13 protein-coding genes are annotated in these 16,371 nt (G+C 42.9%); 5 read left to right on the top strand and 8 right to left on the bottom strand.

The genetic code is table 11. The features are described 5' to 3' along the window. Positions 1 to 6 precede the first annotated feature (6 nt). From HC752_RS19540 to HC752_RS19530, 3 genes are read right to left on the bottom strand one after another with little or no spacing between them, the layout of a single operon-like run. Positions 7 to 771 carry a sulfite exporter TauE/SafE family protein gene (locus HC752_RS19540; RefSeq protein ID WP_190336903.1) on the bottom strand — a complete coding sequence of 255 codons (765 nt, stop codon included), beginning with the start codon at positions 769 to 771 and terminating at the stop codon, positions 7 to 9. 45 nt (positions 772 to 816) lie between these two features. Beyond that, positions 817 to 1,359 (bottom strand): regulatory protein ToxS, encoded by a 543-nt coding sequence (locus HC752_RS19535; protein ID WP_190336879.1) that lies wholly within the window; start codon positions 1,357 to 1,359, stop codon positions 817 to 819. Between the two features lie 19 nt (positions 1,360 to 1,378). Continuing rightward, entirely contained in the window at positions 1,379 to 2,251 is an 873-nt protein-coding gene (locus HC752_RS19530; protein WP_190336878.1) for a winged helix-turn-helix domain-containing protein, read from the bottom strand. Between the two features lie 271 nt (positions 2,252 to 2,522). On the opposite strand from HC752_RS19530, the gene htpG reads away from it, so the two are divergent. The 4 genes from htpG (at position 2,523) to rfaH (ending at position 7,596) form a co-directional block, all read left to right on the top strand. Beyond that, positions 2,523 to 4,427: a molecular chaperone HtpG gene (htpG, locus tag HC752_RS19525; protein WP_190336877.1), complete on the top strand. Its 1,905-nt coding sequence runs from the start codon at positions 2,523 to 2,525 to the stop codon at positions 4,425 to 4,427. 331 nt (positions 4,428 to 4,758) lie between these two features. Beyond that, complete coding sequence (gene adk / locus HC752_RS19520) at positions 4,759 to 5,403, top strand: adenylate kinase (protein ID WP_190336876.1); 645 nt, start codon at positions 4,759 to 4,761, stop codon at positions 5,401 to 5,403. A gap of 235 nt (positions 5,404 to 5,638) precedes the next feature. After that, the gene (gene hemH / locus HC752_RS19515; protein ID WP_190336875.1) at positions 5,639 to 6,604 is read left to right on the top strand and encodes a ferrochelatase; all 966 of its coding nucleotides are present in this window, start codon (positions 5,639 to 5,641) and stop codon (positions 6,602 to 6,604) included. A gap of 476 nt (positions 6,605 to 7,080) precedes the next feature. Continuing rightward, entirely contained in the window at positions 7,081 to 7,596 is a 516-nt protein-coding gene (gene rfaH, locus HC752_RS19510) for a transcription/translation regulatory transformer protein RfaH (protein WP_190336874.1), read from the top strand. 32 nt (positions 7,597 to 7,628) lie between these two features. Here rfaH and asnB read toward each other — a convergent pair whose 3' ends face one another. The 5 genes from asnB to nagB form a co-directional block, all read right to left on the bottom strand. Next, complete coding sequence (gene asnB / locus HC752_RS19505; protein WP_190336873.1) at positions 7,629 to 9,293, bottom strand: asparagine synthase B; 1,665 nt, start codon at positions 9,291 to 9,293, stop codon at positions 7,629 to 7,631. Between the two features lie 227 nt (positions 9,294 to 9,520). Further along, the gene (locus HC752_RS19500) at positions 9,521 to 11,104 is read right to left on the bottom strand and encodes a cation:proton antiporter family protein (protein WP_190336872.1); all 1,584 of its coding nucleotides are present in this window, start codon (positions 11,102 to 11,104) and stop codon (positions 9,521 to 9,523) included. A 123-nt stretch (positions 11,105 to 11,227) separates the two neighbouring features. Continuing rightward, entirely contained in the window at positions 11,228 to 12,442 is a 1,215-nt protein-coding gene (gene nagC / locus HC752_RS19495) for a DNA-binding transcriptional regulator NagC (RefSeq protein ID WP_190336871.1), read from the bottom strand. A gap of 2 nt (positions 12,443 to 12,444) precedes the next feature. Next, positions 12,445 to 13,581, bottom strand: a complete 1,137-nt coding sequence (gene nagA / locus HC752_RS19490; protein WP_190336870.1) for an N-acetylglucosamine-6-phosphate deacetylase — start codon at positions 13,579 to 13,581, stop codon at positions 12,445 to 12,447. Positions 13,582 to 13,594: 13 nt separating this feature from the next. Next, entirely contained in the window at positions 13,595 to 14,398 is an 804-nt protein-coding gene (gene nagB / locus HC752_RS19485) for a glucosamine-6-phosphate deaminase (RefSeq protein ID WP_190336869.1), read from the bottom strand. Positions 14,399 to 14,654: 256 nt separating this feature from the next. Between nagB and nagE the strand changes: the two genes are divergently transcribed. Beyond that, on the top strand, positions 14,655 to 16,220 hold the full coding sequence (gene nagE, locus HC752_RS19480; protein ID WP_190336868.1) for an N-acetylglucosamine-specific PTS transporter subunit IIBC: 1,566 nt from the start codon (positions 14,655 to 14,657) through the stop codon (positions 16,218 to 16,220). Positions 16,221 to 16,371 lie beyond the last annotated feature (151 nt).

Here is a 16,371-nt window from a genome sequence, read left to right as displayed (position 1 = left end):
TGCTCCTTAAAGCGCGGAATAAATAAGTTTAAGGCTCACTAAAACAGTCAGTATTTCAAAGGCGACCTTAATCACCGAATTTGGGAGTCGTTGCGTTGCAATGGCGCCAAGCCACCCGCCCAAAAAAGAACTCAGCAACAAGATAGGCACCCATGCCCAATGAGGATCCACACCCACTTGAACGATGGCGATTGCCCCAATACCGTTCCAAAATAAACCCACACAAACCAGAGTGAGGGCGACAGCTTGTTTATAGCTGAACCCAAACCATCGGACGAGAAACAAGGTAACGACCAGACCAGACCCTGCCGTCAACGATCCATTAAATATACCGAGAAGAAAAAGGGCTATGCCACCAATGACCCATCCTTTGCGATCCCTGTTCGTCGGGTTTTCATCTTTCCCCAAATTTTTTTTAATACGAGAATAGAGACCAAGAGATAAGATGATCAGCCCTAAAAGAAGTTCTCCAGCTTTACTTGGCAGCATAACGACCGCGTATGCACCTACAACGACCCCGAGACAACCTGTTATCACAAGATAACAAGTCAGCCTTAAATCAAACTGTTTTGCTTTGAGGTGAGAAAAGGCGGCACCTAACCCCATGGCAACAGTGGCAATTTTGTGTGTTGCTAACGCCGTTTGGAAACTTAAACCAAGGAAAATCAGCAATGGGAATTGAAGTAAGCCAGCCCCACCGCCAGCTATAGAAGAGAGAGTACTGGCAGTTAACGAGCCGACAAATAGGTAAGTGCTTTGTATCCAGTCCATAGCCATATTAAGAAAAGGGAGACATTCCATGCCTCCCTTTGACAGTTAGTGAGAATATAAAACCGTGGAGCCATGATCTAAGCTGGTCATCAACAGGGCTTTTGCGTTAATAATTTCTACGCGTCGGCTCTGTTGTGCGTCCATCTTGAAGATTTGTGTGATGACTTTAAGTTGCTTACTTGTAAAATCTTCCCCTTGGTTTGAAGAGATGTCTTTAAACTCATTAGGCTCGATCAGTAAGTAGTTATCACTCAGTTCCCATGAGCCATTTTCCGATACATTAATAGTGGAAGAGGTTTGTTTTTCATGCGTTCCAGTGTACAAATTGATTCTTGATACTCGTAAGTATGTGCCATTTGGTAAGTATTTTACGTTGGAATCAATGGTCGCTTTACGTAACGGTCCAATAACGTCGTCTTGCTCAGTGTCTGATTCAATAAACAAACGAGTGACCATACGCGACTTCCATTCGCGAGATGTAAGGACGCTTTCTACTTTCGTGCCAATTTGTGTGTAAATCCAAACACTGGTTAAAGCAGACACAATTAACATAGCAATCGCGATTTTCAGATTTCTAGACATATCCATTAGTTACACACCTGATTCATTAGTTACACACCTGAGCAAAATCTGGTTGAGTAGAAAAAATACGCAATGTGACGTTTTCGCTAGAATAATTGATCGGGTGAATATAGTTCAAAATGATTTGACCATTCTGACCACCGGTCGCTATGACCTGTACTGGTGACAACTCACCATCATGTCTTGTCAAGTAGTGCTTGATGCATCGCTTAATATTGGGTAGCGACTGCGTCATACTCGGGTGGTTCTCTGGCATTTTTACAGGTATACCACCAACTTCAGCAATGGTCACAAACGTTGATGGTTTCTTTTGGGTGCCCAAAAAAGTAAGCACTGGCATTAGGAGTGCTAAGACAGCGGCAACCCAGACGAGTTTGTTTTGTTTCTTCGCTGTGTTTTGGGCATCAATCGGAGTCGGTACTGTGTTTTCAGTTTCAACACGGGGTTCTATTGGGGTAACCGCGACCATTTCCGTATTGAGGTTTTCAGGTTGCTCTAATTGCGGGGTGGTCCCGTCAGTCGATTCTGGCAGTTCATCACCACTTGCAGAAGGTACACTGCGCTCTACCGATGAAATTAGCTGATAGCCTCTTTTGGGTACCGTTTTAACAAATTGAGGCGATTTGGTGGAGTCCTTCAGCATTTTTCTCAAGGTGGAAATTGCTTGAGTAAGGCTTGAATCATCGACCTGAAATCCTTGGTCTTGCCATACATACTCGTGTAACTGCTGACGGGTAATCACCTCATTTGGTCTTTCCGATAGCATCAACAAAATACGGCTTTCATTACTTCCTAGACGAATAACTTCATTGTCGCTATGTTGGTCTATCAACGAATTACTGTTGGGATCAAATATAAACCGTTGGGCGAGAATGAATTTAGTACCGATATTAGTCATTATTGAAGCGCTTAGTCTTATGTTAAGGTTCTGTGGGTCAGAAGGAATGCAGGTGTGATACTTGTCACACTTTATATTCTTTGAGAATTTTTATGCACCATAGAATAATCAAAAATGATCAAAAAAACACTGTTTTTATCTATTTTGACCTTGAATTTACATTTACCAACCACATCTATCTAGCATTCTTGGAATTAGTTTGAAAACCAAGCATAAAGAAAGTTCCTGGTTTTCAATTCTACTTATCTAAATGTCTAGTTTTGGAGTGAAGATGAGCGAGACAACAACACACAATAAAGAAACTCGAGGCTTTCAATCTGAAGTAAAACAATTGCTTCATTTGATGATTCATTCTCTATATTCGAATAAAGAAATCTTCTTACGAGAGCTAATTTCTAATGCTTCGGATGCTGCCGATAAATTGCGCTTTCAAGCGCTATCAGATGCTGAATTGTATCAGGGCGACGCTGAATTAGGTGTTAAACTGTCGTTCGATGCCGACGCAAATACCCTAACTATCTCTGACAACGGTATTGGCATGAGCCGAGATGATGTTATTGAACATTTAGGTACCATTGCGAAATCGGGAACGGCAGACTTCTTTTCAAAGTTATCTGAAGACCAAAGTAAAGATTCTCAATTGATTGGTCAGTTTGGTGTGGGTTTCTATTCAGCGTTCATTGTGGCTGATGCTGTGACTGTTCGCACTCGTGCCGCCGGTCTTTCAAATGATGAGGCTGTACAATGGCACTCTGCTGGTGAAGGTGAATACACCATCGAAAGCATTACTAAGGAATCTCGTGGTACAGATATCGTGCTTCACATGCGTGACGAGGGTAAAGAATTCCTTTCTGAATACCGTCTTCGCGATGTGATCAGCAAATATTCCGATCATATTGGTATTCCTGTATCTATTCTTACTCACGTTAAAGACGACGAAGGGAAAGAAACAGACGAAACCAAATGGGAACAAATTAACAAAGCGCAAGCTCTTTGGACGCGCAGCAAATCTGATATTTCAGACGAAGAATACAACGAGTTTTATAAGCATATTGCTCATGATTTTGCTGATCCGCTGACGTGGAGCCATAATAAGGTTGAAGGCAAAAACGATTACACAAGCTTGTTGTACATCCCCGCCAAAGCACCTTGGGATATGATGAATCGTGACCATAAGAGTGGTCTAAAGTTGTATGTCCAACGTGTTTTCATTATGGATGATGCTGAGCAGTTTATGCCTAGCTACCTGCGTTTTGTTCGTGGTTTAATCGATTCAAATGACCTTCCATTGAACGTATCGCGTGAAATCCTGCAAGACAATAAAGTGACTCAGTCTTTGCGTGGTGCCTGCACCAAACGTGTCTTAGGGCTACTAGAGAAAATGGCGAAGAAAGATGAAGAACAATATTTGTCTTTCTGGAAAGAATTTGGCTTGGTGCTGAAAGAAGGTCCTGCTGAAGATTTCTCTAACAAAGAGAAAATTGCTGGCTTGATGCGTTTTGCTTCTTCCGAAGTGGACAACTCAGAACAAACAGTGTCTCTAGAGTCTTATGTCGAGCGCATGAAAGAAGGTCAAGATAAGATCTTCTACCTAACGGCGGACAGCTATGCTGCGGCGAAAAATAGCCCGCATTTAGAGCAGTTTAAAGCGAAAGGCATTGAAGTCATATTGATGTTTGATCGCATCGACGAATGGCTAATGAACTACCTAACAGAGTTCGATGGTAAGCAGTTCCAGTCCATTACCAAAGCGGGTTTAGATCTTAGCAAGTTTGAAGACGAAGAAGAAAAAGAAAAGCAGAAAGAAACGGAAGAAGAGTTTAAGTCTGTTGTCGAACGCACTCGATCCTACCTTGGTGATCGTGTGAAAGAGGTTCGCACTACGTTCAAATTAGCGTCTACACCTGCGGTTGTGGTCACGGATGACTTTGAAATGGGTACGCAAATGGCGAAGTTGCTAGAAGCGGCTGGTCAGGCCGTCCCTGCAGTGAAGTACATCTTTGAGCTGAACCCTGAGCACGATATGGTTAAGCGTATGGCGGATGAAGCCGACGAAGAACTATTTGGTCGCTGGGTGGAAGTCTTGCTTGGGCAGGCTATGCTTGCTGAGCGTGGTGCTTTGGAAGATCCAACGCAATATGTACGTGCCGTGAACCAGCTTTTGACTAAGGTGTAATGGTCGAAACGCCATCACTGAGTCACACTGAACGTAAACCCCGCTTTTTAAGCGGGGTTTACTACCTGAGCTCAGAATAAGGGATTGGTTCGTCCCATACCCCAAATTGAGGTCACTTAAGCTGATAATGTCGCTTTAAATCACCTTTGGTAATTAGATTTTGGTCACTTTTTGAGTAGCCAGATAGGCAAGGGTCGAAAATATCTGTTTATGTATGATATATTCACGCCCGATTTCATTGAGGTCTAACGCCTCGTAAAGCAGTTATACCGAAACTTACCGTTCAAGCTGTGAGCTTCGGTATAAATTTAAAATATTAAGAGGATCCAACATGCGCATCATTCTTCTAGGTGCTCCAGGTGCAGGTAAAGGCACGCAAGCTCAATTCATCATGGAAAAATATGGTATTCCACAAATTTCTACTGGTGACATGCTACGTGCGGCTATCAAAGCGGGCACTGAGCTTGGTAAACAAGCGAAAGCAGTGATCGATGCAGGTCAGCTTGTTTCTGATGATATTATTCTTGGGCTAATCAAGGAGCGTATTACAGAAAGTGACTGTGAAAAAGGCTTCCTTCTGGACGGCTTCCCGCGCACCATTCCACAAGCGGACGGCTTGAAAGAAATGGGTGTGGATGTAGACTATGTCATCGAATTTGATGTTGCAGACAGCGTGATTGTCGAGCGTATGTCTGGTCGTCGTGCCCACTTAGCATCTGGTCGTACTTACCATGTGGTATACAACCCACCTAAGGTTGAAGGTAAAGATGACGTCACAGGTGAAGATTTGGTCGTACGTGATGATGACAAAGAAGAAACGGTACGAGCTCGTTTAGGTGTTTACCATGAGCAAACGGCTCCACTTATTCAGTATTATGGAAAAGCAGCGGAAGCTGGTGATACCAAGTACCTGAAATTTGATGGAACTAAGCAGGTCTCTGAAGTGAGTTCAGATATCGAAAAAGCGCTCTCTTAATCGACGTATTTTTCAGTATCTTGATGGAGTTAAAGCGGTCATAATGACCGCTTTATTTATTTTTGATTTCCCCAAATCTGCGAAAAAAACAAGTTTTTATGCCAAAAGGATTAATCCAACTCGCTTTGAAGTTCGTATATCTCTAAAATTAACGACGTATATTGGCTTCAATGCCTGTAAGAGACTTGAGCGTCAGGTTTCTTGAGTGTCATTTTCAACCTACAATTGGAAAAATATGGAAAACATGCCCAAACAAGGCATTTTGTTGGCGAACTTAGGGACACCCGATGCGCCGACAGCGCCTGCTGTAAAACGATTTTTAGCTCAGTTTCTAATGGACAAGCGTGTCGTTGATCTCACTCGTTGGTTATGGTGCCCAATATTACATGGCGTGATTCTACCAATACGATCGCCCAAGGTTGCGAAACTATACCAATCTGTGTGGATGGACGAGGGCTCGCCATTGATGGTCTATTCAAAGCGTCAAGTGAAGGCGTTAGAAATGTCACTAGATATGCCTGTGGAGTTGGGAATGACCTACGGCAATCCTAGCTTACAAGATGGCGTTGGTCGCCTAATGGCGCAAGGCTGTAAGGAAATTGTAGTCTTGCCATTGTTCCCACAATACTCATCAACAACTACAGCCGCAGTATCTGATGGTTTGGCAAAAGCCTTTAAGGGCTTGCCTGAAATCCCAGGTTATACAATTATTCGTGACTACCATAACCATCCAATGTACATCAAGGCACTCGCAAGCAGTGTTCGAGCCCATTGGAAGGAAAACGGTCAGTCTGAGTATTTGCTTTGCTCTTATCACGGTATACCCAAACGCTACGCGGATAATGGTGATATCTATCCTCAGCATTGTGAGGAAACCACACGGCTACTAGCAAAAGAGCTTGGTCTTACAGACGCGCAAATGGGGATGACCTATCAGTCTCGCTTTGGGCGAGAAGAATGGTTGCAACCTTATACCGATGAAACCGTGAAAGCATTACCCTCTCGGGGAATCAAAAAACTTCAAATTATTACGCCTGCTTTTTCCGTTGATTGTCTTGAAACGCTTGAAGAGGTCGCGGAGGAAAACAGGGGGATTTTTATGGAGGCTGGAGGCGAAAATTATCAGTACATACCTTGTTTAAATGACCATTCTAGCCATATTGATATGATGGTAGATATACTTAAGCCTTACCTTCGCTAACGATTAAAATATTTTCTTAAGGCTGTCTTCAACGCAGCCTTAAACAATTCACTTCTCATTTCAGTGCTTTTTCACTCGATTTGGTAATTAAAATTCTCTTAAAAATCGAATGGTAATCGACTTTAAAGGATCATGTCTCTTCTTCTAGTTTGAACCCTCTTTACTGCTGTTGGCAGTTAAAAGAAGTCCACAATAATCCTGAATAGAATGCCCTAATGCCGTAATTTTTGTTTTCAATATTGCATTTAGGCTGATAAATGAAAGTGGTATCATCTATAACTAGCTTCAAACGTACCTTTCAGTACGAATGATTCGCGGTATTACAGGCTTTAATTTGTCATGTATTTGTATAAATTAGTTTGATTGCTATAAAAAAGGTTGACCATGAAAATAGGTTAACCTACAGATAATTAATAATCTGTTTCTCTGTCTAAACATGTTTGCTGAGAAATAGGTTAGACAGTTTGGTTATTTTAATGAAACGTTGGTATCTCTTATATTGCAAACGAGGTGAACAAGCGCGCGCTAAACTTCATCTCGAAAATCAGGGAGTAGAGTGTTACTTTCCCGAAATAGAAGTTGAGAAAATACTTCGAAACAAGAAACAGACAGTAAAAGAGCCTTTGTTTCCTTGTTATATTTTTATTCGATTTGATTATCAGGTTGGTCCGAGTTTTACGTCCGTTCGGTCCACCCGAGGGGTGGTCGATTTTATCCGCCTTGGTGCCCTGCCATATGAACTGGAAGGTGATTTAATCTACGAGTTGCGTCTTTTAGAAAAGCAGGAGAACAATTGCATTAAGCTCCCAGAGCCTGAAAAAGGTCAGAAAGTTAAGATTGAAGAAGGACAATTTGCTGGCATTACGGCTATTTATGAAGAACCTGATGGCGATAAACGCTCATTTTTGTTGGTGGAGATGATCAACCGCCCTGTTAAAGTGAGTGTTGAAAATGAGTTACTGAATTGGGAAGAAAATAAAGGCGCTGAATAGCGCCTTTATTGTATTTCTCATTGTATGGGCTTTTAGTACGCGTCGTTATGAACGGCTTTTACCGCACGACCTGAAGGATCTATGCAATTCTGGAATGACTCATCCCACTCAATGGCTTTCGCGGACGAACATGCGACAGAAGGACCTCCTGGCACACATTTCGCTGCTGATTCTAATGGGAAAAGCTCCTCAAAAATCTCTCGGTATACATACCCTTCTTTTGTTGCTGGTGTGTTATAAGGAAAGCGATAAGCTGCCGTTTCCATTTGCTGATCGGTGACTTTTTCCTCGGCAACTTCTTTCAAAGAATCTATCCATCCGTAACCTACACCATCAGAAAATTGTTCTTTTTGACGCCAAGCGATGGAGTCTGGTAAGTAATGTTCGAAACACTCACGTAAAATGTGCTTCTCCATTTTTCCGTTGCCACACATTTTATCTTCAGGGTTTAATCGCATTGCGACATCGATAAATTCTTTATCTAGGAATGGGACACGACCTTCCACTCCCCATGCGGCAAGTGATTTGTTAGCGCGAGCACAGTCGAACATGTTGAGTGCCAATAGCTTTCTTACGGTTTCTTCGTGGAACTCTTTGGCGTTTGGTGCTTTGTGGAAATACAAGTAACCACCGAATATTTCATCTGCCCCTTCACCTGAAAGCACCATCTTGATGCCCATTGCTTTGATCTTGCGACCCATTAAAAACATAGGGGTAGACGCACGAATCGTTGTGACATCGTAGGTTTCGATATGGTAGATCACGTCGCGGATCGCATCCAAGCCTTCCTGTATGGTATAGGTCATTTCGTGGTGAACCGTACCTATTTTGTCTGCAACTTCACGTGCTGCTTTTAAGTCTGGTGCCCCCTCTAAGCCGACTGCAAATGAGTGGAGCTGTGGCCACCATGCTTCTGACTTTTCATCATCTTCGATACGCATAGCAGCAAATCGCTTAGCGACCGCCGAAGTGATGGAGGAATCCAAGCCACCTGAAAGAAGCACACCGTATGGCACATCTGTCATTAATTGGCGTTTTACTGCATCTTCAAGGGCTTGGGTGAGCTCTTCTTTGCTGGTGGAGTTACCTTGCACTGCTGCATATTCGTTCCAGTCACGTGTGTAGTAACGCTGGGGTTCCGTATCAGCACTTCCGTAGAAGCAGCCTGGAGGGAATTCGCTGATGGTTTTACAAACCGGAACCAAAGCCTTCATTTCAGATGCGACATAGTAATTTCCATGTTCATCATACCCCTGATAAAGAGGAATGATACCGATATGATCGCGGCCAACTAAGTAAGTGTCTTTTTCTTCATCATAAAGAACGAATGCAAAAATGCCGTTGAGTTCTTCTAGTAGTTCAGCGCCTAGTTCTTGGTATAGAGCTAAGATAACCTCACAGTCTGAATCCGTTTGAAAATCGAACTTGCCTTCGTATTTTGCTCGAAGCTCTTTGTGATTATAGATTTCGCCGTTGACGGCAAGAATGTGTTTCTTGTCTTGGCTATATAAAGGTTGTGCGCCGCTGTTTAAACCTACAATGGCGAGTCTTTCATGAGCTAAGATCGCACGCTCTGAAGAATATATACCGGACCAATCTGGACCTCGGTGACGAAGTTTCTTAGACATTTGCAAAGCAACCGATCTTAATGCTGCCGCATCACTTTTTATATCTAAGATACCAAATACTGAACACATACCATTACCTCAATTAAATCCGTTTTAATCTTTTGAATTTAATTTGCCATGATCAATAAAAAAAGCAACATCTAACTTTAAATTGATTTTATTAAAATGCTTTTTATTAAAAAAAATCTAAAATTTATGGCTGTTTGGTGAATGAGTTCTATTCTAGGCTGTTTTTTGTGCGACTTACAGGAAAATACCGGCTTAGCAGCCGGTACTTATGCATTAAGATTGATCACTTATACCTTAAAATTAGGTTTAAGCTGCTCGCATACGTGTCTTGCAAATCCGCTACCTGCCTCATTGTATATATTGAAAGCGGCATCAACACCCAATTCAGTCAACTCTTCTAACTGATCGGAATACTCTGCAATGGCGGCAATTTGCCCTTTGAACTTTTTACGTTGCAGTTGATTTAGGGCTAGTTGGTTTCCTAAGTGGTGGGGCATGGCAAGTAATACCAGTTTTACGTTAGCGGTATCGAGTATTCTTTCCCAAAAATCGGGGTCAGTGGCATCGCCTTCAATGACATTACGCCCTTGAAAGCGGTGGTTGGCTGCTGCGTCAGATCGTACTTCGACGCCTAGGCTTATCTTCCCATAACGAGTTCTTAGCTCGTCATAAGCGCCTGTCCCAATCCTGCCCATTCCCAAAATCAAAACTTGCGCATGACCAGGATTAATTAACTGATCTTTAGCATGAAGCTTTTCAGCAGCAGCTTCTTTTAACCATTTGGCGCTTCGTTGGTAAATTTCATGTCCGGCTCTGGTGATTGGAGCTGCTAACACAAAGGATATGGATACCGCAATCGCAATGGAAACCAGAATATCGCCAGGTAACCAGCCCATTTTGTATGCAAGACCACCAACAATGAGCCCAAATTCACTGTAATTGAACAAGGTAAGTGAAGCGAGCAAAGACGTACGAACTCTAAACTTAAAGAAATTAATGGTGAAGAAGTACAGAATGCCTTTGACTGGCAGTAGCAACATAAACAAGATAGCCAAAGAAAGACCAGTCAATGTTGGTTCCTCTGCCAACCCAATGTTTAGGAAGAAGCAGACTAAGAAGAGTTCTTTTAGATTGAGTAAGGACTTGGATAATTCTGAGGCTTTCTTGTGACCCGCTAAGATCATTCCCATGATCAGTGCGCCGAGATCAGGCTTCATACCAACTATATGAAAGAGCCCCGCCCCAACGACCAGTGCAAAGAAAATACCAAATAAAACGAGCATTTCTCCATGCCCAACCCAATCAAGGGCTTTAAAGAACAAAGGTCTTAAGAGTGGTAGGATAAACAATGCGACCGCATACCATTCTGGAATTTTACCTGTCGATGCTGTTAGGAACACGACGGCGAAGATATCTTGCATAACCAAGATACCAATAGCGAGTGTACCGTAAGTTGCGTTCATTTCGCCTTTCTCTTGAAGGCTCTTGACGGCAAATACCGTACTAGAAAAGGAAAGGGCGAAACCAAGCAAGACAAGCTGCTCTAATCCAATTGATGAAAGGGTACTGACACCTAGGGTTTTAAGCAAAAGGAGAGCAGTGGTAAAAAATGTGGTAGAAATTATATTGTGTACCGTCGCTCCTAACCAAATCTCTTTGGCTAATAAGGTTTTTACGTCTAGTTTTAAGCCTATGGTAAATAAGAGAAGAGTGACACCGAGGTCGGCTAGTGCCGTAATTGTGTCGTTGCTCTCGTAACCAAATGCCTTGAGAGCGAAGCCCGCAAGTAAAAAACCAACCAGGGGGGGAAGGTTGCATTTAAGTGCCGCAAAACCTGCGAGAAAAGCAACTGAGATAAAAATGAGTTCCATTGAAAGCCAGCTTTTAGTTAGTAGTTGGATTAACGATTCATTACGCTTGATCGCCAGGTAGAAAAATGGGTCGTTTAAACGACCCATTTCATCAGCGTCAGAATGTATTTTTCCACCAAACTTTTATTCTTCAAGTAATTTTTGTAATAAAACGCCATTCAGCATTGCTCGCTTAATCATAGCAAACGCTCCCATGGCAGGTTGGTGATCAAGTTCCGAGGCTACAATAGGTAATCTGGAATGAAAAGTTCTTAGTGATTGGGTTTCCACATTTCTTCTTATTGCAGGAAAAACAATATCCTGTGCTTTTGTAATATCACCAGCAATGATGATTTTTTGTGGATTAAATAGGTTAATGGTAATTGCGATGGCCTTTCCTAGCTGATTTCCAACTTTAACTAAGCTTTGGCTTGCCAATTCATCACCTTTTAAAGCGTGTTGGCAAACATCTTCCATCGTGGGAGTGGTAATGTTACTAAGGCTTGAATTGTAACCTTTATTCAAGAGATTACGGATGCGCTCCAAGATAGCAGGGTTCGATGCTACCGTTTCAAGGCAGCCAAAGTTGCCACATTGGCACTGTTCGCCAAGAGGATCAATTTGTATATGACCTATTTCACCAACATTTCGGTTAAATCCTAGGAATACTTGCCCATTCACAATAATGCCAGAACCGGTACCACGGTGCACACTGACCAAAATAGAGTCTTGGCAATCCCGGCTTGCGCCAAAGTAATGTTCTGCCAGTGCCATACCTCTAACATCATTACCAACGAAGCATTCTACATTAAAGGTATCTCGTACTACGTCGCCAAGTGCAAGGTTATCGATATCCGTATTTGGCATGTATTCTACGACACCAGTTTCGGGGTTCACGAGCCCAGGTAAAGATATACCAATGGCAATGAGTTGCTCGATGCGATCTCTATGCTGCTCAATAAAGGTTCGTATTAGTTCTATCAAACCTTCCATTAAGTCTGTTTGGTTTTGGTAGATAAAAGGAGCGTAGTGATTAACCAACTCCCTACCACCGAGGTTGTAAAGGCTGAGATGAATATAATCACGACCGATACGAATTGCGATTGAATGAAAGGGTTCAACTTCTGTTGTGAGAGAGATGGCTCTTCGTCCACCTGTAGAAGCTTGTTGCGCGACCTCCTTAATTAGGCCGCGCTCCAATAGCTGGCGGGTAATTTTAGTAACACTTGCAGGAGCAAGCTGACTTACATCGGCAACTTGAATCCTAGAAATAGGACCTTGCTGATCAATCAAGCGGTAAACCGCTGCACTGTTAAGTTGTTTAACTAAGTCTACGTTACCTATTTGTCCGCCATTCATGCTTAATTTTGCTCGTATTGTCCGTTAACTACTGTCGCTTTGACATTGAAGTCACGGTCAAATACAGCAAGGTTAGCAACCATACCTTTTTTAACTCGGCCAAGTTTGTTCTCTGCACCAATTGCGCGCGCAGCATACAAGGTAGCCATTCGTAGAGCTTCATCCAAAGCGATACCCACGTGCTCAACTGTGTTTTGAACTGCTTCGATCATAGTTAGTGCTGAGCCGCCTAGTGTGCCATTTTCATCAACACACTTGCCATCTCGGTAATATACTTTCTTACCTACAAAAATAAAGTGATCCATATCAGCGCCTGCTGGAGCTGTGGCATCGGTCACTAATACGAGCTTTTCGCCCTTAATTTTGTGAGCAATTCGAATGTTTGCATAGTCTACGTGGAACCCATCGGCGATAACGCCCGCGTATACTTCCGGAGTATCATATATTGCCCCTACAACACCAGGTTCACGTCCCGCCATTGGGGTCATTGCATTGAACAGGTGAGTTGCAAACGTAATACCCGCTTCAAAGCCTTTACGTGCTTCAGCGTACGTACCATTTGTATGACCGATCGCAACAACAATCCCCGCCTTTCGAAGTTTTTCGATATGTGCTGGATCATTCTGTTCAGGTGCCAGTGTCACTTTCGTCACCAGATCGGCATTTTCACAGATGAAGTCGATCATGCTGTCATCAGAGCGACGAATGTAGTCGACACTGTGAATGCCTTTCTTCATGACATTCAGATAAGGGCCTTCAAGGTGAAGACCTAAAGATTGGTTTTCATACTTAGCATGGTAATCACGTGCAGCCGCGATAGCCTGACGCATATTCTCGTCAGAAGAAGTGATGAGCGTTGGCAAAAAGCTAGTACAACCCGATTTCAGGTTCGCTTTGTGCATGATTTGGATGGTTTCAGCTGTGATCTCGTCATTTAGCATCACACCACCACAGCCGTTTAGCTGTAGGTCGATAAAACCCGGGCTGACATTGGCGCCATCTAAGTCAATGGTTTCAAGGTCAGTAGGAAGCTCAGTAACAGGACAGACAGAATGAATATTGACTCCGTTAATGACAACGGCGTGATTGTCCAAGACATCGCTACCTGTATAAATTTTACAGTTCGTTAGCGCATACATAGTGTAATAACCCTTACTTAAGATCTTTCGTATTTTCTGCTTCTAGCTCTCGGAAGTATTTCACTGTCTTCACTTTTAATTCTTGAGTCGAAGGTTCATCACAAACGATAACCGACTTAGGGTGAAGTTGTAGTGCGGATACTGTCCATAGGTGGTTCACAGAACCCTCTACCGCAGCTTCCAGTGCAAGTGCTTTATTGTGACCCGTAATTAAGATCATGATTTCTTCAGCGTCAAGTAATGTACCTACACCGATAGTCAATGAATATTTTGGTACTTGGCTAATGTCGCCATCGAAAAAACGAGAATTTGCAATGCGCGTATCTTCAGTTAGCGTTTTAATGCGTGTGCGAGAAGAAAGAGACGATGCTGGTTCGTTGAATGCGATGTGACCATCGTTACCAACACCACCCATAAATAGGTTGATACGACCATAAGATTTGATCTTATCTTCATAGCGTTTACATTCAGCTTCTTGATCTTCGGCGTTACCGTTAAGAAGATTGATATTTTCTTCTTGAATATCAATATGATTAAAGAAGTTATTGTACATAAACGAGCGGTAAGACTCAGGGTGATCAGAAGGAAGACCAACATACTCATCCATGTTGAAAGTAACCACGTGTTTGAAACTTACTTCGCCGGCTTTATGAAGTTCAATTAAACGCTTGTAAGTGTTTAATGGTGTACCACCAGTTGGTAATCCTAAGACAAATGGTCGATCCGCAGTCGGCTGGAACTTGTTGATTCTACTGATAATATGACGTGCGGACCATAAGCCAACATCAGTGGCTGTATTTAGTGGAATTAATCTCACGGTGATACCTCAAATTTATACAGGGAATGATTAAATCTTGGTGCCTCTTGGCATTTGTTTTGGATGATAAAATAAGTTTTATGATCTCGCTAGCAAAATCCTTTGCGCTTACCCGAAACGGGTGATTACGATCACAAATGAAAAGGTTTTAATTTGCGGAGTAAAATTAATGTCATAAACTGACTACGACTAAATTGAGCCACTAAAAAAAGTGTCTCAAATCTAATACAAAAAAATCCTATAGGGGGAACTTAAGGTGAATATACTTGGATATGCGCAGAGATTAGGTAAAGCTTTGATGCTTCCTATTGCAGTGCTTCCAATAGCAGGTTTATTACTGCGTTTGGGACAAGGTGACGTGCTTGATATCGCTTTCATGGCGCAAGCAGGTGGTGCGGTTTTTGGTAACCTACCAGTTATCTTTGCAATTGGTATCGCAATCGGTCTTTCTAAAGACGGTCACGGTGCAGCTGGTTTGGCTGGTGCAGTGGCTTACTTCGTTTCTAATGCAACAGCAACAACAATCAATGCCGACATCAACACTCAGGCATTCGGTGGTATTCTTGCGGGTATCGTAGCGGGTCACGCGTACAATGCGTTCAATGCGACTCGTCTTCCTGAATGGTTGGCCTTCTTCTCTGGCAAACGTCTAGTGCCAATCATGGCTGGTCTTTTCGCTCTTGTACTGGGTGCAGTACTAGGCGTGGTTTGGCCTGCAATCCAATCTGGGCTTGATGCTCTAGCGCAAGGCGTATCTTCTTCTGGTGGTTTTGGTCAATTTGCTTACGGCTTCCTTAACCGTCTACTGATTCCAATCGGTCTACACCATATCGTGAACAACATTTTCTGGTTCAACTTAGGTTCATGTCAGGAAATCTTAATCACAGGTGCGCAGGCTGCTGGTCAAGCTCTGGATCTAACTAAAGTTTGTGTAACACCAGAAATCGCAAAATCTCTAGTTGTTGGTCAAGAAACGACGTTTACTTTTGCTAACTCTGTAACTCCAGAAATCGTTGCAACTGTTAAAGAAGTGACTGAAACAGTCGCGTCTGGTGACCTATTCCGCTTCTTTGCAGGCGATAGAGGCGCTGGCGTATTCATGAATGGCTTCTTCATGGTTATGATGTTTGGTCTGCCTGGTGCTGCTCTTGCAATGTACCTAGCTGCTCCAGCTGAGAAGCGTGCTCAAGTTTCTGGTGCTTTGTTCTCTGTAGGTTTCTGTGCATTCCTAACCGGTGTTACTGAGCCAATGGAATTCATGTTTGTATTCCTAGCTCCAGCACTATATGCAGTACACGCAGCATTCACAGGTCTGGCTCTTGTGGTGGCAAACATGTTTGGCACGCTACACGGCTTTACGTTCTCTGGTGGTGCAATCGACTTCGTACTTAACTTTGGTATCGCAACTAAGCCTCTAGTGCTACTTGCTCTAGGTCTGGCGTGGTTTGCTCTATACTTCGTTACATTCACATTCGCTATCCGCGCATTCAACCTGAAGACTCCAGGTCGTGAAGATGAAGAAGAGACCGTTGCTGCAACTGGCGATGCTCCAAAAGGTGACCTTGCTCGCCAATATCTAAAAGCTCTAGGTGGTCATGAGAACTTAACGTCTATCGACGCGTGTATCACTCGTCTACGTCTAACGCTTAAAGATCGTTCTTTAGCTGACGAGGCTGTACTTAAGAAGCTTGGTGCTAAAGGTGTAGTGAAACTAGGTGAAAACAACCTTCAGGTTATCCTAGGACCACTAGCTGAAATCGTAGCTGGCGAAATGAAGAACATTGGTGCAAGTGAAGATTTGTCTGATGTCAAACTGCCTTAATCTCTGATTAAGAAATCTTGAATACGAATGCCTCCTTTAACGGGAGGCATTTTTTTTAGACGATCAAAACTAAATTTGGCAATAAAGTGTTTGAGGCAGTTGTGTATCTCGTAAGAATGGTGGATCATTAGTGATTAACTATTCTGACAAT

This window comes from Vibrio sp. S9_S30, assembly GCF_014694455.1.
GTDB lineage: Bacteria > Pseudomonadota > Gammaproteobacteria > Enterobacterales > Vibrionaceae > Vibrio.
This window is presented reverse-complemented; position numbering and strand designations above follow the sequence as displayed.